We start from the raw sequence: 20,955 nt of genomic DNA on the forward strand, positions 1-20,955 counted from the left end.
GTGATGTGTCTCTTATGCTGTTTGCGCCAGTATTAAAAAGGAAATACCAGCGGGATCAGGGTTAATACCGTGATTGAATAAATAATAGAAAGGGGCAAGCCCATAACAATGTAATCTTTTAAGCGATAATTACCCGCGCTATACACCATTAAATTTGTTTGATACCCAAATGGTGATATAAAACTTGCCGATGCGCCAAAAGCAACTGCCATAATAAAGGGGAGCGGGTCTACATTAAAGCCAACAGCTAATGAGTAAGCAACCGGAAATGAAAGTGCCGCTGCCGCATTATTTGTAATAAGTTCGGTAAATAGTACGGTCATTAAAAATATGGCTATAAATGCGCCGTAAGGGCCAAAGTCGCCAAGCACCATAAATAGCGCACTCGATATTTGCCCAGCAAGCCCCGTGCCTATCATTAATTTTGCAAGCCCAATAGCGCTACCTACTACAACAAGTAACTCAAGCGGAAATCGGCGTTTTACTTCGTTAATTTTTATGGTGCCGCTGAGCATTAAGCCAATAAGTAATACCAATAAGCCTTTGACTAACGGCACGACCCCAAAAATACTTAAACCCAGTACACCGGCAAAGCTGAGCAATACAATATTAGATTGTTTGGGCGCAAGGTGGGTTTGTAAATCAAGGCCTGAAATATACACAAACTCACGCTTTAAATTAGGTAGGCTGTAAAAGTTTTTGCCGGGTGCCAAAATGAGTGAATCGCCTGCTTGTAATTGTACTTGGCCAAGGCCGCCTTGAAGGCGGTCGTGCCCACGGCGAATAGCAATAACAGCAGCGTGAAACTGCTCGCGAAAACGTATTTCTTTTACTGTTTTACCTATAAACTTAGACGACTGGCTTACGACCACTTCAACTAAATGTTCGATGTCTTTTTCATGGTTGTCGTGCACTACTTTTAAACCATCAAAACGGGTTAATAGCGGCACCGACTTTATATCCCCCACAAACAATAGTACGTCGTTTTGTTGGATAATTTGCTGAGGCGTTACTGCGCATATACGTTCGTTATTACGAATTATTTCAGCGAGGAACAAGTCTTTTAAATCGCGTAGGCCGTTTTCTTCTACTGTGCGACCTATTAATTTTGAGCCTGTTTGTACTTTACCTTCAAGATAAAAAGGAACGACTTCTTGATCGCTCTTGCCGTTGTCAGGCAAGTATTTAAGCATCACCAAAATAGTAATAAGGCCAACACTAAGCGCGCCTAAACCCACTAAGGTAAAGTCGAAAAAGCCCAGTGGCTGCATACCTGCATCTACCGCAAAGCCGTTAACAATGAGGTTTGTTGAAGTACCTATGAGTGTAATGGTGCCACCTAAAATAGCAGTGTACGACAGCGGTAATAATAGCTTTGAGGGTGAATGGTTTGGGTTATCTTTTATTGCGGTAATGAGTGAGGCAACCACCGCCGTATTATTAGTAAACGACGATAAAAATGCGCTGGAAAGCCCCAGCTTTGTTACCGACTTAACTAAGCTACCTTTAGATAACGACATGGATAGCTTTTGAATTAACGTGGTTTTTTCGATTGCAATCGACACTAATACTAGGAGTACTAAGGTAATAAGTGACGGATTGGCGTAGTTAACTAGCATGTTTTCAAGGTCAATTAGCCCGGCTAAATAGCTGGTGCCAATAGCGCTTACAAATAACCATGCTGGATTAATGCGGGTGCCAAAAAGGCACCCGACTAAGGTAAGCATTATGCCTGTTAAAACTAGCTGCTCTACCATGCTTTATTATTCCTAACAGACATTAATAAACTTACAGTTTTGAAATATCAAGCGCTTGCCAATGCGGGAAGTGCTTGCGTACTAAGCTATTAAACTCAACTTCAAAGTCACTAAACTCGCCTTTACTTTGCTCGCTTTGCAGTACGTGTTCAATCATACCTGCTGCAACCGTTAGGTTAGACAAACGATCGATTAGAATGAATGAGCCAGTTTCGTGGTTATTGTGGTACTCGTCGGCCAAAATAGTTTCGGTTAGTTCAAGTGTTACAATTGCTATTTCGTTTAGCTGCAGTGAATCGGCTGTGCCGTGTTCAAGCGTGTTTACATCAATAGTGTGGTCAATCTTTTTAACCACAGCCGATGTGTTTTTGCTGCCCAGTTTTAGGTTGTAGTTTTTACCTAGCACTAATGGCGACTCATGCATCCATACAATTTTAGCCTGAAGCTGATTAGTAACGGCGGCGGTTGAGCTTGCCGGCACGATTACGTCGCCGCGGCTAATATCTATTTCGCTATTTAGCGTAATGGTAATTGCTTGGCCTGCTTCTGCTGTGTCTAGGTTGCCATTAAAGGTGACAATTTCTTTAATGCTTGAAGTTTTACCTGACGGTAATACTTTTACAGCGTCGCCTACTTGTAGTTTGCCAGACGCTAATGTGCCCTGAAAACCACGAAAGTTTAGGTTAGGGCGTATTACATATTGCACAGGTAAACGCGCTTCAAAACCAGTATCGGTTTCGGCTGCTGGTGAGTCTTCTAAAAGCTCAAGCAGTGGCTTGTCGGTGTAGTAAGGTGTATGCGCAGAACGCGTTACTACGTTGTCGCCTTTAAGCGCTGACATAGGTACAAACTTAATGTTTGATACGTTTAGTTGTTCGGCAAATTTAAGGTAATCGGCTTTAATGCGTTCATATACGGTTTCGTCAAAATCAACAATATCCATTTTGTTAATGGCCACAACAAACTGTTTAATGCCTAGCGAGTCACAAATAAAGCTATGGCGCTTGGTTTGTACTTGCACGCCGTAACGCGCATCAACCAAAATAATGGCGACATCGCTTGTTGATGCACCCGTTACCATGTTACGTGTGTATTGCTCGTGGCCTGGTGTGTCGGCAATAATAAATTTACGTTTAGCCGTTGAAAAATAACGGTACGCTACGTCAATGGTAATGCCTTGTTCGCGTTCAGCTTGAAGTCCATCTACGAGTAGCGCAAGGTCAAGATCTTCGCCTGCATTACCTACTTTTTCGTTGTCTTTGTGAAGTGCAGCTAACTGATCTTCATAAATTTGGTGGCTGTCGTGTAACAGGCGGCCAATCAGTGTTGATTTACCGTCGTCTACGCTGCCACAGGTAAGCATACGTAATAAGCTTTTGTCTTGTTGGCGTGCTAGGTAGGCGTCTATGCCTATTTCTTTTACTTCGTTAAATGTATCGTTATTTTGGCTAGACATTAGAAATACCCCTCACGTTTTTTCTTCTCCATTGAGCCTGCTGAGTCATGGTCAATCACACGGCCTTCGCGTTCTGATGACGTAGATAGCAGCATTTCTTCAATAATTTCGGTTAATGTACTGGCTGTAGATTCAACGGCACCGGTTAGTGGGTAACAGCCTAAAGTACGAAAACGGACCGATTTCATTTGTGGTACTTCGCCTTCTTCAAGAGGCATACGTTCGTCATCAACCATGATAAGTGTGCCGTCACGTTCAACTACTGGGCGCTCTTTAGCTAGGTAAAGGGGAACCATTTCGATGTTTTCTTGATAAATGTATTGCCAAATATCAAGCTCAGTCCAATTAGAAAGTGGGAATACGCGAATGCTTTCGCCAGGGTTTACTTGGCTGTTGTAGGTGTTCCAAAGCTCTGGACGCTGGTTTTTTGGATCCCAACGGTGGTGTTTGTCGCGGAACGAGTACACACGTTCTTTTGCACGCGATTTTTCTTCATCACGGCGTGCGCCTCCAAAGGCGGCATCAAAACCGTATTTATTAAGTGCTTGCTTTAACCCTTGGGTTTTCATTATGTCGGTATGTTTACCCGAGCCATGAGTAAAGGGGCCAACGCCCATTGCTAAGCCTTCTGGGTTTTTGTGTACCAATAGGTCAAAGTCGTACTCTTTTGCTATGCGGTCGCGAAATTCAATCATTTCACGAAACTTCCAGTCGGTGTCTACGTGTAATAACGGAAACGGAATTTTTGCAGGGTAAAACGCTTTACGCGCTAAATGCAAAAGTACCGACGAGTCTTTACCAATTGAGTAAAGCATTACTGGGTTTTCAAACTCAGCGGCGACTTCGCGCATGATTTTGATACTTTCAGCTTCAAGTTGCTGAAGATGAGTTAAAGCCATTGTTAGTCGTCCTACTAAAATGATTAAAAGTTATAAAATTAAATTTGGTTACTAATTTGCTATATCGGTTAACGGTTGCGCATAGCTACTTGTTTGGTTGTTTTGCCCAAACCATGCAAGTTGCGAGTGCAAGGCGGCTACTTCACCAATAATAAGTAATGCTGGCGATACAATGCTGTTGCGTTCAATTAAATCGGCAAGCTCACCTAATTGGCCTGTGACTACACGTTGATTTTTGCGCGTGCCATTTTCGATCACGGCAACTGGCGTGTCGGCTTTTCGGCCATGCTGTAATAGCTCTGCTTGAATGTGTGGTGACTTAATTACGCCCATATATATAGCAAGTGTTTGGTTTGGTTTAGCCAGTGATTGCCAATCAAGTTCTTGGCCGTCTTTTTTACAGTGCCCTGTTACAAACTGAATAGCTTGGGCATGATCGCGATGCGTAAGCGGAATACCTGCATACGCACTACACCCTGCTGCAGCTGTAATACCCGGTACTATTTGGTAATTCACCTTGTTGGCAGCCAATACTTGTACTTCTTCACCGCCGCGGCCATAAATAAAGGGGTCACCGCCTTTAATTCGGCATACTTTTTTACCTTGTTTAGCTAGGTCAACCAACATTTGGTTAGTATCTTCTTGAACAACACTATGGTCGCCTAAGCGTTTACCAACACAAATTAGGTCTGCATCACGGCGAACCAGCTCCATAATTTCGTCAGACACTAAAAAGTCGTAAACAACGACATCAGCTTGTTGCATAAGTTGCAGTGCTTTAAGGGTTAAAAGTTCAGGATCGCCAGGACCTGCCCCTACCACATAAACTTCGCCTTCGGGCTCGGCTTTAGCGTCTAGCATTTGTTCAAGTTGTTGCTCAGCACCTTGGGTGTCGCCGGTTTGAACTTTACTCACAACTGATGAGTCGAACACGCCTTCCCAAAATTGGCGGCGGTCTGAAAAGTGCTTAAAGCGCTGTTTTACTTTATCTCTAAAGCCACCCACCAGTGTGGCAAGTGGGCCAATGTGTTGTGGTATTAATGTCTCTAACTTTTCGCGTAAACGGCGTGCAAGTACAGGGGCTGTTCCCGCACTCGAAATAGCAATTGTAATAGGGTTACGGTCAACAATTGAAGGGAATATAAATGTACATTTAGGTTGGTCATCAACCACGTTTACAAACACATTACGTGCATTGGCAAGCTCAAACACTGTGTTGTTCACTTCGTCTCGATCGGTTGCTGCAATAACTAGCATTTTTCCGTCTAGGTGTGATTCGTCAAAGTAAGCGTCTATTAGGGTCACTTCGTTGTGTTGTGCGTGTTCTTTTAATTCGTCACAAAACCAAGGTGCCACTAAGGTGACATCTGCACGGGCTTTTAAAAACGCGCGGCACTTGCGTAATGCGACCTCTCCACCGCCAACAACCAATACAGGTTTGTTGTCGAGTTTGGTAAAGATAGGTAAATATTGCACGTTGGTAACACCCCTAAACAATTTTATGAAACGCTTTAATCTGTTGCGCAGAATATAGCGGCTATCTGTAAGTAAAAAATAATTAAAACCAAGTTGATATAACCAAAAGTTATATTGGGTAGCGGTTTTAAGCCTAAGGCTGAGTTAACAAGGGATTGCGACTAGTTACAAGTAAAATAATAAGCTTAGAGTGTTTGGTTATGAGCTATAGCGAGTTTTTTTTAATTTGTTAATATGAGGCATATTAATTTTACCCAAGCCGGGCAAGGGAGTCCGTATGACAAACCAACAAGACGCATTACTCGCGGCAAAGCTTATGGATTTAACTAGCTTAAACACCAGCGATACTACAAAAGATATTCAAACTTTGGTCAATAGCATTAGGCCTACATTAGGCACACCGGCGGCAGTATGTGTATATAGCGATTTTGTTGACGATGCAAAAATAGCGCTTGCTGCACGAGAGCTTAGCCACGTTAAAGTCGCAACGGTGACTAACTTTCCGACAGGTGATGCCCCATTAAGCGATGTCATTAACGAAACTCTCATAGCCATTGAACGCGGTGCAGATGAAATCGACCTTGTTATCCCCTATAAAAAATTAACGGCAGGGGATACGCAAACCGCGCTTAACTACGTAAGTGAAAGTAAAAAAGCATGCGGTAACAAAGCTCAGCTAAAAGTAATTATAGAAAGCGGTGAGCTAAAAACCGAGGCGTTGATTGCCCAAGCGACCGAACTGGCCATTAAAGGTGGTGCTGATTTTGTAAAAACCAGTACCGGCAAAGTCGCTATAAATGCGACGCTTGAGTCAACTAAGGTGATGTTAACCACCATTAAAAATTCAGGCAAACGAGTGGGTTTTAAAGCGGCAGGTGGTGTTAAAACGGTGGCTGATGCCAGTAAATATTTAGCACTAGCCCGTTCAATAATGAGCGATGACTACCTACAAGCCACCACATTTAGGTTTGGCGCTTCAAGCTTATTAAGCGATGTGTATAAAGTATTAGATAAATAAAGGACAAATAATGAGAGCAAGAAATTCAGGGATGCAAAGTTTGGTTAATAATTTAGTCAAAGGTGCCTTTGTTGTTGGTGTAATTGGGTTTGGATTAACCGCGTGCACTAACCCAAGTACGCCAGCAGGTGAAGAGGGCTATGTTTACGAAAAACCACGAGTATTTGGTGAAGGTGGTTACCAAGGCACCATGATAGGGCCTGCTAATTATGGTATGTCATTACTGCGTAATGAAGTGGTAAACATAGATATGCGGCCTAATACTTATACCGAAACATTTAGAATACTTGCTAATGATGATTTAAACATTAAATTTGATTTTCACGCTGTTATTGCCATTCAAAGTGGCTCAGTGCGAACCGTTGTTGAACAATATGGTGCAGAAAATTGGTACAAACGTTTTGTGCGTGAAACGTTTAGAACTTACGTAAGAGATACCGTGCAAAAATACGACAGTGGTGAACTTAAAACAAACCGCGAAAAAATAGCCCAAGAGGTCACACTGCGTTTACAAGATTATTTATCAACTACCCCCTTTAAGCTTGCCAATGTGGTTGTAGGTAATATTAACTACCCCGATATTGTTGCTAATGCGGTAGAGAAAAAACTAGCTGCGCAGCAGTTACTTGCTGAAAAAGAAACACAAAAAGAAATAGCGCGTAAAGATGCAGAAATACGTGTTGAAGAAGCAAAAGGCATAGCGCAGGCACAAAAAATTATTAACGCCACGCTTACAGCTAATTATTTACAACATGAAGCCATAAATGCGCAAATAAAAATGGCCGAGTCGCCAAACCATACAACGGTTTATATTCCTGTGGGTAATAATGGCGTGCCACTTGTTAAAGGGGCGAATTAAGTCAATATACTTGGGTAGCTTAACTTATTGCTACCCAAGTTGATGCTCTTACATATTAAAACGCTTTAAACATACTACCTAAGCTATCAAGGCCAGATTTATTACTTTTAGCTATACACTCAGAGTCATCTAAAGATTTCTTGGTGGCAGCATCAGCAAGGCCTGTTACTTCGAGTTTACTTTCTTGTTGATACTCTCGAAGTGCGATGACTGTTTTACGGTCGTATTCCACGTCTTGCGTTTCAAACTCTTCATAGTTAGGCTGGTTTCTAAGGTAGCCTAAACATACTAAGTTTAAACGTGACATGGCTAAGTCTATTTTTTCATAATGCGGCATTCTATGATTGGGTACCTCTACATCATCAATAGGTTTACTTGTAGGTTTTGCTTTGCTCACTTTAAGTGGAGGCGGAGCAGTGTACCCTGATGCTAATGTGTTATTACTGTTGTAACGGTAGTAAGTATCAGGAATTTTAGTTTCTAAAAACTCTACCGCTTTAATAATAACTTCACGGAGTGCTTTTTCTTTAGGTGTGTCAGACCATCCGCTGATGCTGCCACCTACCAGTGAACCACCAAAGTTTGTTGCAGCGCCTGTGAAATCAAAATCTTTACTACCACCTTCAACACTTGTTGCTGCTAAAATCCGTGATGTGCGGGTATCTATAAGGCGTAAATCTATTGCCATATGTGTACCTGAAAACCCCGCTGATACCGAACTAAATACATCACCAATAAAGCCACCTGAGCCCACGCTTGCACCAGAGCTGCCGTCATCAAATTCAGTTACAGATGCAACAACAACAATTTCTGCACCCTCGATTTCACCATACGCGGCGCCTGTTGCAGCGCTGACTCGGCCTGAAGTTGCTAAATCTTGTTCTGATAGTACGGCGTCTAATGCTTGGCGCTCCAATACTATAAAGCGATTAGTTGTAACGAGAGCGGTGGTTAGTTGATCTGCCATTCCATCGCCAATTTCTTTTCTCCACCACCTTGAGTTATTCGACTTATCAGTAAAGCGGGCAACTGCGATTCTGGCTTTAGGGCCGTTATATTGCTCTTTTGCAGCTGCATTTATGTCAGGTGAATTTTGACCTGAGGTAACATTGGTTGACGTGCTCTGACAGGCACATAGAAGTGAAGTAAGTAATGTTGCTAGTAGTAACTTTTGTGGTTTTTTTAACATACGACTGTCCTTAATTTAATATGCTTAAGAGAAAAGCTAAATGCTTTCTTTTAGTTTTTAATTTGATGTTAATTTATTAAAATCAGTCGGTTAAAAATAGCACTGGTGCGAAATATTTAGTCACACATGCGAAATTATTTGTGATTGCTCCCGATACTGTTTCGGTGAAAGTGAATACCTTGTCTTAAAGCATCGAGCAAAATAACTTTGTGAATTAAAGCCTACTTGCTGGGCAACTATACCTATTGGTAAGTCACTATTTTGCAACAGCTGTTGTGCAAACTCTAAACGAACATTCCTTATGTAATCGCTGGGGGTTAGGTTATAAAGTGACTTCATTTTCAACTGCAAAGCGCGAGGACTTAAAAAAATTGCTTCAGCAAACTCTTCAACACTGAATGCCTCATTTTGGTAGTGAGTTTTCACAACATCTTTTAGGCGCTCGGTAAATAAGTAGTCCTTATTTTGCGCCATTTTTTGGTCAAGCTGGACTGTTTGCGATAGTGCTGGGAGTTGTTGTTTTAGGTGTTGGTTTAGTACATTCCTAATTGCGAGCAGTCCTTGTACACGCCCTAATAAAAGTTGTGGTTCAAAAGGCTTACTTAAGTAATCATCGGCGAGTAAATCAAGTCCTTTTAAGCGACTTTGTGTGTCGGCTTTTGCAGAAAGTAATAATACCGGAATGTGGCTAATGGCAGTATCAGAGCGTAATGCTTTTAAAAATGTATAACCATCCATTACAGGCATCATGACATCACTGATTACAAGGCTTGGCATGTTACTTTTGCATATGCTTAAACCTAGCTCACCGTTAGTTGTACTAATACATTCGTAGTTTTCTTCAAACAATGTAATGAGTAAATGACGCATTTCATCGTTATCTTCAATAATTAAAATCTTATTTATTCTTTCGTTGCGAGAATTAACGATTGCTTGTGTTGGAGGTTTTTGATTATGGTTTGCATGCACTGTGGGTAAAGTGACGGTAAAGCAGCTACCTTTGTGTAATTCACTGTGAACAGAAATATGTCCGCCATATTTCTCTGTAAGCTGCTTAACCAAGGCTAAGCCGATTCCACTACCGGTTTCGTCAGTATTATTTATACGAGTAAATCGATGAAAAATGGTTTCTAGGTGTTCTGCTTTAATACCCTTTCCCGTATCTGTGACAGCAAGTGATACTGTATGATCGTTTTCAGATAGTCTAAGTGCAACCTCACCACCAGTAGGTGTATATTTTTGCGCGTTACTTAATAAATTACTAACAATTGATATTACATGAGTGTGTTTTATTTCAATATAAATAGGTGCTTGTGTAAAACCCTCATAGGTAAATGTAATCTTTTTTTGTTTAAATAATTTGCCAAAGTCTTCCGCTAGCTCTGTAATTAAGGGGTTTAAAGCATATGGTGAGACAGTCATTACAGCAGAACTTGGGCGCTGACTAAGCTGTAAGAGTTGATTTATTTGATCTAATAGTTTGTGACTATTTCTGTGGATCATGGCTAACTTTTGCTGTGTGTCAGTATCTTTATAAGTTTTTTGTAAGGCCTCCAGTGGGGCTAAAATTAAACTCAGAGGTGTTTTAAGCTCATGACTGACGTTATCAAGTAGCTGTGTTTTTAATGTGTTGAGTTCTCTTTCTTTTTTGGTTTGTTGTTCTGCAATCGTGGCTTTATATCTGGAAGCGATGATTAACCATAAGGTCACTATAATCAAACAAAGATAGGTCAAATACGCTAGTTTACTTTTCCACCAAGGTGGAGTTACGGTAATACTGGTCAATGTTTTAGCTTCACTCCAGTTTCCGTATTGATCGCTTACTTTTAATATAAACTGGTAATTGCCTGAAGGTAGTTGAGAATAGTTTACTTGGCGCTGCTTATGGTCGGTGTACAAGAATTGCTTATCTAGGCCTGCTAGTTTATATGCATATTTGTATTGAGATGGCGGTTCTATGCTATTTAACGCTGAAAATCTAAACCCTATTACACCATCTTGTTGTTGAAACTCGATTGTGTCTGTATGGCTCATTAACTTAGCATCTTGGCTATTGTGTTTTAGTCTTTTTATAGTTTTGGTTGGTTGGTTATTAATTAATAAATCAGTAATAACAGGATCAGGAGGCGACGTTGAAAAAGCAAGTTGCTCTGGCTTAAACTGATTGAAGCCATTAATACCACCAAAAAAGAGCTCTCCATCATCTGCTTTGTGAGCAGCACCTAAAATAAAAGATTTATCTTGTATTCCGTTTGCGGGCATAAAAAGCTGTACTTGTTTGTTATCTTCAAAGTACCTTACTAAGCCATTATTAGTACTGAGCCATAATGCGTCGGTATTTCCCTTTTTGATCGCAAATATATTCTCATTCGGCAAGCCTTGTCTTTCAGTTATTGTTTGAATGTGCTGTGTTTCAATATCGAGTTTATTCAACCCGCCAAAGGTACCAACCCATAACGTGTTTGCATTTTGTAAATATAAAGCAGTTACCATGTTGTTGGACAGTGTAGCCGTCTTGTTTAAATTACTTTTGTAATGAGTAAACACCTCGTTATGCAGCGATAGTTTATTTAATCCATCGCGAGTTCCCACCCAAATAACATCATTATAGGGGTCATATTGTATGGCAAAAACAGTGTTGTTTGAGAGGCTATTAGTATCACTATTGTATTTAAAGTGTTTAACTTCCAGCGTGTCAGGGTTAAAACGTGTTAAACCATTATTACTGCCGAGCCACAAATTATTGTTTTTATCTTCAGTGATAGCATAAACCCGGTTACTACTTAGTTGATGGCTTTGTACTGTAAATGCAGTAAAGTCGTCTGTTTTTTGATGATAGCGAAGTAGGCCACCGCCATAAGTACCTACCCAAACTCTATTTTTAGTGTCTTCATAAAGGCTGAAAATATTATTGCTCGTGAGACTCGATTTATTACTGTCATCAACCTTATATTGGGTATATCCAGTGTCAGTACGCCTATTGAGACCATCTCTTGTTCCGACCCATAATTGCTTATTACTATCCTTCAATATTGCCCTAATAAAATTGTGAGAGAGTGAAGTAGCGTTGTTTGAATCGCGTTTATAGTGTCCGAATTGTGATTGTCGTTTGTCGTAGCGATGCAGGCCATAACCATCAGTGCCTATCCATATCAATCCTTGTGGGTCCTGATATAAAGACAGTAAATGATCGTTTGCTAAGCCATTTCTATTGTCATTAGAATGAGTAAATTGCTGAAATTTAGTTGGTAATGAAAGTTCATTATTTTGAAAGAATAGGCCTTTTCCGTATGTACTTACCCATAAGTTATTTTTATCATCAAAAAGAATGTCGGTAACCCAAATATTTTTAAAATACTCATTTGGATAAAATTGTTGTGTAGTGGTGTTGAAAATAGTTAACCCTGTTTTGCTACCTATTATCAGGTGACCATTTGGTGTAAGTGTAATTTTCCATATAGATTTCGGGCTATTTTTAATCTGATTAAATTGCTTGGCTTTAACATCAAACTTGATAAGTCCGTTATTGCTGGCTAATAATAAATTACCATCGCTATCAAAAACTATATCTTTAAATGCGGTTGATGAGTCGCTGTAACTAAACAGATTTGTTTTATTTTTATCAGTATCTAAACGAGTAAGCTGCCCTTTATCGTGTGTGAGCCAGAGTATATTATGATCTTGTGAAGCAATAGATGAAATAGAGTGGTTGAGGATGGCAGGCTTTGAAAACTGATTAAAAATACGGAATTGCCCTGTTTTTGGATTAAGTTGATTCAAACCGTTTGTGGTTGTAGAAAGCCAAATTGAGCCATTTTTAGTCTTAAGGCAATCTGTGATCCAATTCCCAGAAATGCTTGGCGTTTCAGGGCTGTATTTGTAAGTAGTAAACTCATAACCATCAAAACGATTTAACCCATCCTGTGTTGCAAACCAATGGAATCCTTTATTATCAGAAATACTACAAGTGAGGGAGTTTTGAGATAGGCCTTGTTCTTGTGTGTATGTGTCTACGTAAAATGAAAAAGCTATAGAACGACTATGAGCTAAAAGCAAAAAAGTTAAAATTATAATTTTTATGGATGTAGTCACGATTTCCTATCTTGTATAATTCCTTCTATAGGTCCATGATAAACCGCTTTTCAATCAATGTTAAGCGTAATAGCTTTGAGTAATATCGAGATTTTGCATTACGGGTATCTTTTAGGCTTGTGTAAATGATTTGCGTAAGTATAATAGGCATCCACTTTGCAGGGGCGTAGTTCCAATTGGTAGAACAGCGGTCTCCAAAACCGACGGTTGGGAGTTCGAATCTCTCCGCCCCTGCCAATTTACTCATTAATATGAGTAAGTCTGGGGTTAAAAATCGGTTTAAATAAGTCTGTTTTTAAGTTTAGATTTTAATGGATTAACCCTGCCGGCGTGTAGGGTTGTTGTGTCTGTAGTTAAGGTAATAATATTATGAGCACGAATGTAGAAACACCATCAAGCGGGATGGAGTCAGTGAAGTGGTTAGTAGCAATCGCGCTACTTGCAGGCGCAGTTGTTGGTAACCATATGTATGCAGATCAGTCTGTATTACTACGTGCTATCGGCGTTGTTGTTGCAATAGCGGCCGGATTAGCCATTGCCTCACAAACTTTTAAGGGACGTACCTTTCTTGCTTTCGCTAAAGAAGCGCGAATTGAAGTACGCAAAGTTATTTGGCCTACGCGTCAAGAAACTACCCACACGACATTAATTGTAATGGTTGCAACCGTGATTATGGCACTTATCCTTTGGGGATTAGATGGCATTTTATTCCGCGCTGTTGGCTTTTTAACTGGATTGGAGATCTGATCCCATGTCGGATGAGAACAAAGAAATTAAATTACGTTGGTACGTAGTACAAGCATTTTCTGGTTATGAAAAGCGTGTAGCTCAAACGTTAACTGAACACATTAAAATCGAAGGTCTTGAAGAGAGCTTTGGTGAAATATTAGTACCAACTGAAGAAGTTGTTGAGATGCGCGCTGGTCAAAAGCGTAAATCTGAGCGTAAATTCTTTCCAGGTTACGTACTAGTACAAATGGATATGAATGACGCTAGCTGGCACTTAGTAAATAGCACAGAGCGTGTAATGGGCTTTATTGGCGGTACATCTGACCGTCCAGCGCCAATTAGCTCTAAAGAAGCCGATCGTATTCTTAACCGTCTACAAGAAAATGCTGAAGCACCTAAACCTGCTACATTATTCGAACCAGGTGAAGTGGTACGCGTAACTGACGGTCCATTTGCAGACTTCAGTGGTGTAGTTGAAGAAGTTGACTACGAAAAAAGCCGCGTAAAAGTATCGGTACTTATTTTTGGTCGTTCTACGCCAGTTGAGCTTGAATTTGGTCAAGTTGAGCAAGATAAGTAATTGATTAAAAAAGATTCACTGCTGGAATTTTAAATTTTGGCATGAAGCTTGAAAAAGGCCGCTGATTATCTTATAATCAGCGGCCTTTTTGTATAAAAGTAAAAATTTATTTTTACGGTATAAAAAGTACGAAACCAATTTTTAAACTGGGAAGCCGTTAGAGTACGCGTCCTCGCGCGCACAAGGCTAAGACCCACCAAATGAGGTATTTATAATGGCTAAAAAAGTTGAAGCTCTAATCAAGCTACAAGTTGCCGCTGGTATGGCTAACCCTAGTCCTCCAGTAGGTCCTGCACTAGGTCAACACGGTGTAAACATCATGGAATTCTGTAAAGCGTTCAACGCACGTACAGAATCTATCGAAAAAGGCGCTCCAGTTCCTGTAGTGATCTCTGTTTACGGTGACCGTTCATTTACGTTCGACATGAAAACGCCACCTGCTGCTTACTTACTTAAGAAAGCTGCTGGTATCAAGTCAGGCTCAGGCCGTCCTAACACTGATAAAGTAGGCACAGTAACTCGTGCTCAACTTGAAGAGATTGTTGAGACAAAACGAACTGACCTTACAGCTGCCGATATGGACGCAGCGGTTCGCACTATCGCAGGTTCTGCGCGTGCGATGGGCTTGAACGTAGAGGACTAAGAAATGGCTAAATTAACTAAACGTATGCGTACTATCCGCGAAAAAGTGGAAGTAACTAAAGATTACGAAATCAATGAAGCAGTTGCTCTTTTAAAAGAGTTAGCGACAGCTAAATTCGTAGAAAGTGTTGACGTTGCTGTTAACCTTGGTATCGATGCTCGTAAATCTGACCAAAACGTTCGTGGTGCAACTGTACTACCTAACGGTACTGGTCGTGACGTTCGCGTTGCAGTATTCACACAAGGCGCTAACGCAGAAGCTGCGAAAGAAGCCGGTGCTGAATTAGTAGGTATGGAAGATCTTGCTGAGCTAGTTAAAAAAGGCGAGATGGATTTTGACGTTGTTGTTGCATCTCCAGACGCTATGCGTGTTGTTGGTCAACTAGGTCAAATCTTAGGTCCACGTGGTCTAATGCCAAACCCTAAAACTGGTACTGTAACACCTAACGTTGCAGAAGCAGTTAAAAATGCTAAAGCTGGTCAAGTGCGTTACCGCAATGACAAAAACGGCATCATCCATACTACTATTGGTAAGGTTGATTTCACAGCTGAGCAACTTCAACAAAACCTTGAAGCTCTAATTGTTGCACTTAAGAAGGCTAAACCTTCTCAAGCTAAAGGTGTTTACTTGAAAAAAGTAACTATCTCTACAACAATGGGCGCAGGTGTTTCTGTTGACCAAACTACTTTAAACACAGTAGTTGCTTAATTTAGTGTTTACATGGCACGAAATTTGTACTATAATTTCGCGCCATTTTGTTGATTAATTTATTAATTAGCAAATTAAAGAATTCGGGTTGAAGTCCATAATTTCGGTGCGCCTTTGGCAAAGCGATAAATTGGGCTTCCGTCCAAGACCGTAGGCGGCTTAGGCCTTAATTTTACCTACGTAGACGGTGTAGACCCCAGATAGATTTTTCCTAATCCTTCTGGCTCTCGCCGTAAAAAGCATCTCTACCTTTTTGGTAGGGAAGAGTAGAACAGGGGAAACCGATTGTCGGTAACCCCATTAAACCAGGAGTAACACCCATGGCTTTAAATCTTCAAGGCAAAAAAGCAATAGTTGCTGAAGTCAACGAAGCAGCCAATGGTGCTCTATCTGCAGTTGTTGCAGATTCTCGTGGTGTAACAGTTGGCGCAATCACTGCCCTTCGTAAAGAAGCTCGTGAAGCTGGTGTATGGATGAAAGTTGTTCGTAACACTTTAGCAAAACGTGCTCTTGAAGGAACAGATTTTGAGTGTCTTTCTGATTCATTTGTTGGTCCAAGCTTAATCGCTTTCTCATCAGAGCACCCTGGTGCTGCTGCGCGTATCTTTTCAGATTTCGCGAAAAAGAATGAGAAATTTGAGCTTAAAACGGCCGCTTTTGAAGGTAACGTAGTAGATGCAGCTATGCTTGCAACTCTACCTACATACGACGAAGCTGTTGCACGCTTAATGAGTGCTATGAAAGAAGCGTCTGCTGGCAAATTGTGTAAAACAATTGAAGCAGTACGTGTACAGAAAGAAGAGCAAGCTGCTTAATTTTAAGTTGTTTAATCCTTTCGGTGTAAAATTTATTTGGACTTAAAGTCCGTTAATTATTAGGAAATTTGTAATGTCTGTATCTAAAGACCAAATCCTTGACGCAATTGCTGAAATGTCAGTAATGGACGTTGTTGCTCTTGTTGAAGCAATGGAAGAAAAATTCGGCGTAACTGCTGCAGCTGCAATGGTAGCTGGTCCAGCTGCTGAAGCTGCTGAAGAGAAAACAGAATTTGACGTAATCCTTACTGGCGCTGGCGCTAACAAGGTTGCTGCAATCAAAGCTGTTCGTGGCGCTACAGGCCTTGGCCTTAAAGAAGCTAAAGCTCTTGTTGAAGCTGCTCCTACACCTGTTAAAGAAGGTGTATCTAAAGAAGAAGCTGAAGCACTTGCAAAAGATCTTACTGAAGCTGGTGCTGAAGTTGAGGTTAAGTAATTTAGCTTACGCTAAGTTCGCTGCCTGAGAAATCAGGCAAGGGCTGGTGATTATTTAATCACCGGCCTTTTTGCGCTATGGAGTGATGCACTCTTATAGCGCAAATAAAATCTAATTATTTCTTTACTTTCAACGCTTTATAGTTTGCTAGTGTTGAAAATGGATTTAATTAGAACAACAATAAAATGTTGTAAATCTTGGCATAGCTGCCAGTTAAGTCTGTTCTTACAAGAACAGGTCGGGTCAAAGATCAGCAAGCTGAGGAACCCCATGGCTTACTCTTATTCTGAAAAGAAACGTATCCGTAAGGATTTTGGTAAACGTCCACAAGTTTTGGATATACCTTTTTTACTGTCTACACAGTTAGAATCGTTTAAAAAATTCTTAGTGCCGGACGCTGATGGCGATCATGGTTTGGAAGCTGCCTTCCGTTCTGTGTTCCCTATAAAAAGCTACTCGGGAAATTCTGAGCTTCAATACGTAAGTTACCGTATTGGTGAGCCAGTTTTCGATGTAAAAGAATGTCAAATTCGCGGTGTGACTTATTCTGCTCCACTTCGCGTGAAACTGCGTCTTGTTGTTATGGACAAAGAAGCTCCAGGCACAGTTAAAGACATTAAAGAGCAAGAAGTTTACATGGGCGAAATTCCGCTCATGACCGATACCGGTACCTTTGTAATTAATGGTACAGAGCGTGTTATCGTTTCTCAGCTACACCGTAGCCCTGGTGTATTCTTTGATAACGACCGCGGTAAAACTCATTCATCAGGTAAAGTATTATATAACGCACGCGTTATTCCTTACCGTGGTTCATGGTTAGACTTCGAATTTGATGCAAAAGATAACTTATATGTACGTATTGACCGCCGTCGTAAATTACCGGCGTCTATCATCTTACGTGCACTTGAGTACTCTAGTGAAGAAATCCTAGATATCTTCTTCGATACTACTGCGTTTGAAGTAGCTGACGGTAAAGTTCTTATGGAACTTGTACCTTCACGTTTACGTGGTGAAACTGCCGCTTTTGATATCAAAGGCGAAGACGGTGAAGTACTTGTTGAAAGCGGGCGTCGTGTTACGGCTCGTCACATCAAGAGTATCGAGAAAAAAGGCATTACTCAGTTAGAAGTACCTCATGAGTACATCATTGGCCGTATTATTTCTAAAAACTACGTTGATGAATCAACGGGTGAAGTTATTGCAAATGCGAATGATGAATTAACTCTTGAGCTTATGGCTGAATTAGTTAAAGCCGGTCACACTACCATTGATACGTTGTACATCAATGAAGTGGACAGCGGTGCTTATATGTCAAATACATTGAACATTGACTCGTCAAGCAACCGTTTAGAAGCACTAGTAGAAATTTATCGCATGATGCGCCCAGGCGAGCCACCGACGAAAGACGCGGCTGAAGCCTTATTCCAAAACTTGTTCTTCTCTGAAGAACGTTACGACCTATCAACTGTTGGTCGTATGAAGTTTAATAGCCGTGTTGGTTACGATTCTGACACAGGCCCTGGCACATTAAGCAAAGAAGACATCGTGTCTGTTATGAAAGTATTAATTGCTATTCGTAACGGTCAAGGCGATGTTGATGATATCGACCACTTAGGCAACCGTCGTATACGTAGTGTTGGCGAAATGGCTGAGAACCAATTCCGTGTTGGTCTAGTACGTGTAGAACGTGCTGTACGTGAGCGCTTAAGCTTAGGTGACCTTGACGCGATAATGCCACAAGATCTTATTAACGCTAAGCCTATTTCGGCAGCGGTTAAAGAGTTCTTCGGCTCGTCTCAGTTATCACAGTTTATGGACCAAAATAACCCGCTATCAGAAGTAACGCATAAGCGTCGTATTTCTGCATTAGGTCCGGGCGGTCTTACGCGTGAGCGCGCTGGCTTTGAAGTACGTGACGTTCACGTAACTCACTACGGTCGCGTATGTCCAATCGAGACGCCTGAGGGTCCAAACATCGGTCTAATTAACTCATTGTCTACGTACGCACGTACAAATGACTACGGTTTTTTAGAAACACCTTACCGCAAAGTGGTAGACGGTGTAGTAACTGATGAAGTTGATTACTTATCAGCCATTGAAGAAGGTCAGTTTGTTATCGCACAGGCGAACTCAAACTTAACTGAAACCAATGAGTTTGTAGATGAACTTATTCCATGTCGTCACAAAGGTGAATCAACCTTTATGGGTCGCATGGACCAGCAATATATGGATGTATCACCACAACAGGTGATCTCTGTAGCAGCAGCACTTATCCCGTTCCTAGAACACGATGATGCTAACCGCGCATTGATGGGTTCAAACATGCAACGTCAAGCAGTACCAACATTGAAAGCGGATAAGCCGTTAGTAGGTACAGGTATTGAGTTAACACTAGCGAAAGATTCTGGTGTAACGATTGTTGCAAAACGTGGTGGTGAAGTAATGTATGCCGACGCAAGTCGCATCGTTGTAAACGTACATGAAGAAGAACGCATCCCTGGTGAAGCGGGTATCGACATCTACAACTTAACCAAGTACACACGTTCTAACCAAAATACATGTATTAACCAAAAACCAACGTGCATGGTTGGTGAACCGGTTACTCGTGGTGACGTGTTAGCAGATGGTCCTTCGACTGATTTAGGTGACTTAGCCCTTGGTCAAAACCTTCGCGTGGCATTCATGCCATGGAACGGTTATAACTTCGAGGATTCAATCTTACTATCAGAGCGCGTAGTTGAAGAAGATCGTTTAACGACTATCCACATTCAAGAACTACAGTGTGTTGCCCGTGATACTAAATTAGGTCCAGAAGAGATCACTGCAGATATCCCTAACGTGGGTGAGTCTGCACTAGGCAAGCTTGATGAATCAGGCGTTGTTTATATTGGTGCTGAAGTTAAAGGCGGCGATATTCTAGTAGGTAAAGTGACTCCGAAAGGCGAAACACAGCTTACACCTGAAGAGAAGCTACTGCGTGCTATCTTCGGCGAAAAAGCATCTGACGTTAAAGACAGCTCTTTACGTGTACCAAATTCTGTAACTGGTACCGTAATTGACGTGCAAGTTTTCACCCGTGATGGTGTTGAAAAAGATAAGCGTGCGTTAGAAGTTGAAGACATGCAGCTTCGCGAAGCGAAGAAAGACTTCAACGAAGAGTTCCGTATTCTTGAAGCTGGCGTTTTAGAGCGCGCTCGTAAGCTACTTGTAGCTGCAGGCTTTGATGAAAACAACTTAGTGTCATTAAATGCTGAAAAACTATTAACTCAAAGCCTTGCTGAAGAAGATAAGCAAGCTGAACTTGAGCAACTAGCTGCACAGTACGATGAACTTAAAGCTGAATACGATAAGAAGTTTGAAAACAAACGTCGTAAAATTACTCAAGGTGATGACTTAGCACCAGGCGTACTTAAAATTGTTAAAGTATACCTAGCTGTTAAACGTCGTATCCAACCGGGTGATAAAATGGCGGGTCGTCACGGTAACAAAGGTGTTATCTCGACTATCGTACCAGTAGAAGATATGCCATACGATGATAAAGGTCGTACGGTAGATATCGTACTAAATCCACTAGGTGTACCATCGCGTATGAACATCGGTCAGATCCTTGAAACACATATGGGTCTTGCTGCACGTGGTATCGGTGAACGTTTAGAAGAAATGATGAAAGAGCAACGTGAGCTTCATGAGCTACGTGAATTCATCAAGCAAGCTTACGAAATTGGTGAATCTCGCCAAGTTGTAGACATTGCAAGTTTCTCTGATGACGAAATTCGTCGCCTAGCTGAAAACTTAAAAGGTGGTTTACCAATCGCTACTCCTGCATTTGATGGCGCTAAAGAAGACGAAATCAAAGACATGCTAGAGCTTGGTGGATACCCTAGAAGTGGTCAGGTTACACTTTATGATGGCCGTACTGGCGATCAGTTTGAACGTCAAGTAACTGTTGGTTACATGTACATGCTTAAACTTAACCACTTGGTTGATGATAAGATGCACGCGCGTTCTACTGGTTCTTACAGCCTTGTTACTCAGCAGCCGCTGGGTGGTAAAGCACAGTTCGGTGGCCAGCGTTTTGGTGAGATGGAAGTATGGGCACTTGAAGCTTACGGTGCTGCTTACACTCTACAAGAAATGCTAACAGTGAAGTCGGATGACGTGAATGGTCGTACTAAGATGTATAAAAACATCGTTGATGGTAACCACAAGATGGAACCAGGTATGCCAGAATCGTTCAACGTATTGTTGAAAGAAATCCGCTCACTGGGTATCAACATCGAGTTGGAAGAAAATTAAGC

15 protein-coding genes and 1 tRNA gene are annotated in these 20,955 nt (G+C 41.3%); 10 read left to right on the forward strand and 6 right to left on the reverse strand.

From position 1 onward, the window contains the following. Positions 1-32: 32 nt before the first annotated feature. Genes ACFI34_RS13145 through cysG form a run of 4 tightly spaced genes read right to left on the reverse strand, consistent with a single transcriptional unit; the run spans position 33 to position 5,588 of the window. Positions 33-1,757: an SLC13 family permease gene (locus ACFI34_RS13145; RefSeq protein WP_462673822.1), complete on the reverse strand. Its 1,725-nt coding sequence runs from the start codon at positions 1,755-1,757 to the stop codon at positions 33-35. 31 nt (positions 1,758-1,788) lie between these two features. Next, the gene (cysN, locus tag ACFI34_RS13150) at positions 1,789-3,213 is read right to left on the reverse strand and encodes a sulfate adenylyltransferase subunit CysN (protein WP_058405987.1); all 1,425 of its coding nucleotides are present in this window, start codon (positions 3,211-3,213) and stop codon (positions 1,789-1,791) included. After that, positions 3,213-4,112 carry a sulfate adenylyltransferase subunit CysD gene (cysD, locus tag ACFI34_RS13155; protein ID WP_006791269.1) on the reverse strand — a complete coding sequence of 300 codons (900 nt, stop codon included), beginning with the start codon at positions 4,110-4,112 and terminating at the stop codon, positions 3,213-3,215. The genes cysN and cysD overlap by 1 nt, the downstream gene beginning before the upstream one ends. A 51-nt stretch (positions 4,113-4,163) precedes the next feature. Then, on the reverse strand, positions 4,164-5,588 hold the full coding sequence (cysG, locus tag ACFI34_RS13160) for a siroheme synthase CysG (protein ID WP_462673823.1): 1,425 nt from the start codon (positions 5,586-5,588) through the stop codon (positions 4,164-4,166). Between the two features lie 277 nt (positions 5,589-5,865). On the opposite strand from cysG, the gene deoC reads away from it, so the two are divergent. Then, a complete protein-coding gene (gene deoC / locus ACFI34_RS13165; protein ID WP_462673824.1) occupies positions 5,866-6,606 on the forward strand; it encodes a deoxyribose-phosphate aldolase in 741 nt (246 codons plus the stop codon). Between the two features lie 10 nt (positions 6,607-6,616). Further along, the gene (locus ACFI34_RS13170; RefSeq protein ID WP_462673825.1) at positions 6,617-7,465 is read left to right on the forward strand and encodes an SPFH domain-containing protein; all 849 of its coding nucleotides are present in this window, start codon (positions 6,617-6,619) and stop codon (positions 7,463-7,465) included. A 55-nt stretch (positions 7,466-7,520) separates the two neighbouring features. Here ACFI34_RS13170 and ACFI34_RS13175 read toward each other — a convergent pair whose 3' ends face one another. After that, positions 7,521-8,654: a CsgG/HfaB family protein gene (locus ACFI34_RS13175; RefSeq protein ID WP_462673826.1), complete on the reverse strand. Its 1,134-nt coding sequence runs from the start codon at positions 8,652-8,654 to the stop codon at positions 7,521-7,523. A gap of 120 nt (positions 8,655-8,774) precedes the next feature. After that, positions 8,775-12,746: a hybrid sensor histidine kinase/response regulator transcription factor gene (locus ACFI34_RS13180; protein WP_462673827.1), complete on the reverse strand. Its 3,972-nt coding sequence runs from the start codon at positions 12,744-12,746 to the stop codon at positions 8,775-8,777. Positions 12,747-12,906: 160 nt separating this feature from the next. Here ACFI34_RS13180 and ACFI34_RS13185 point away from each other — a divergent pair. From ACFI34_RS13185 to rpoB, 8 genes are all read left to right on the forward strand, one after another. Then, a tRNA-Trp gene (locus ACFI34_RS13185) sits at positions 12,907-12,983 on the forward strand. Positions 12,984-13,115: 132 nt separating this feature from the next. Next, the gene (gene secE / locus ACFI34_RS13190) at positions 13,116-13,493 is read left to right on the forward strand and encodes a preprotein translocase subunit SecE (protein WP_006791265.1); all 378 of its coding nucleotides are present in this window, start codon (positions 13,116-13,118) and stop codon (positions 13,491-13,493) included. A gap of 4 nt (positions 13,494-13,497) precedes the next feature. Further along, positions 13,498-14,055, forward strand: a complete 558-nt coding sequence (gene nusG / locus ACFI34_RS13195) for a transcription termination/antitermination protein NusG (RefSeq protein ID WP_006791264.1) — start codon at positions 13,498-13,500, stop codon at positions 14,053-14,055. A 214-nt stretch (positions 14,056-14,269) separates the two neighbouring features. Beyond that, the gene (rplK, locus tag ACFI34_RS13200) at positions 14,270-14,698 is read left to right on the forward strand and encodes a 50S ribosomal protein L11 (protein ID WP_002958879.1); all 429 of its coding nucleotides are present in this window, start codon (positions 14,270-14,272) and stop codon (positions 14,696-14,698) included. Positions 14,699-14,701: 3 nt separating this feature from the next. Beyond that, positions 14,702-15,406 (forward strand): 50S ribosomal protein L1, encoded by a 705-nt coding sequence (rplA, locus tag ACFI34_RS13205; protein WP_462673828.1) that lies wholly within the window; start codon positions 14,702-14,704, stop codon positions 15,404-15,406. Positions 15,407-15,726: 320 nt separating this feature from the next. Next, positions 15,727-16,221 carry a 50S ribosomal protein L10 gene (rplJ, locus tag ACFI34_RS13210; protein ID WP_054206867.1) on the forward strand — a complete coding sequence of 165 codons (495 nt, stop codon included), beginning with the start codon at positions 15,727-15,729 and terminating at the stop codon, positions 16,219-16,221. A 73-nt stretch (positions 16,222-16,294) separates the two neighbouring features. After that, the gene (gene rplL, locus ACFI34_RS13215) at positions 16,295-16,657 is read left to right on the forward strand and encodes a 50S ribosomal protein L7/L12 (RefSeq protein WP_462673829.1); all 363 of its coding nucleotides are present in this window, start codon (positions 16,295-16,297) and stop codon (positions 16,655-16,657) included. A gap of 270 nt (positions 16,658-16,927) precedes the next feature. After that, the gene (gene rpoB, locus ACFI34_RS13220; RefSeq protein WP_006791260.1) at positions 16,928-20,953 is read left to right on the forward strand and encodes a DNA-directed RNA polymerase subunit beta; all 4,026 of its coding nucleotides are present in this window, start codon (positions 16,928-16,930) and stop codon (positions 20,951-20,953) included. Positions 20,954-20,955: the final 2 nt, after the last annotated feature.

The sequence above is a fragment of the Pseudoalteromonas sp. PSi26 genome (genome assembly GCF_054960575.1).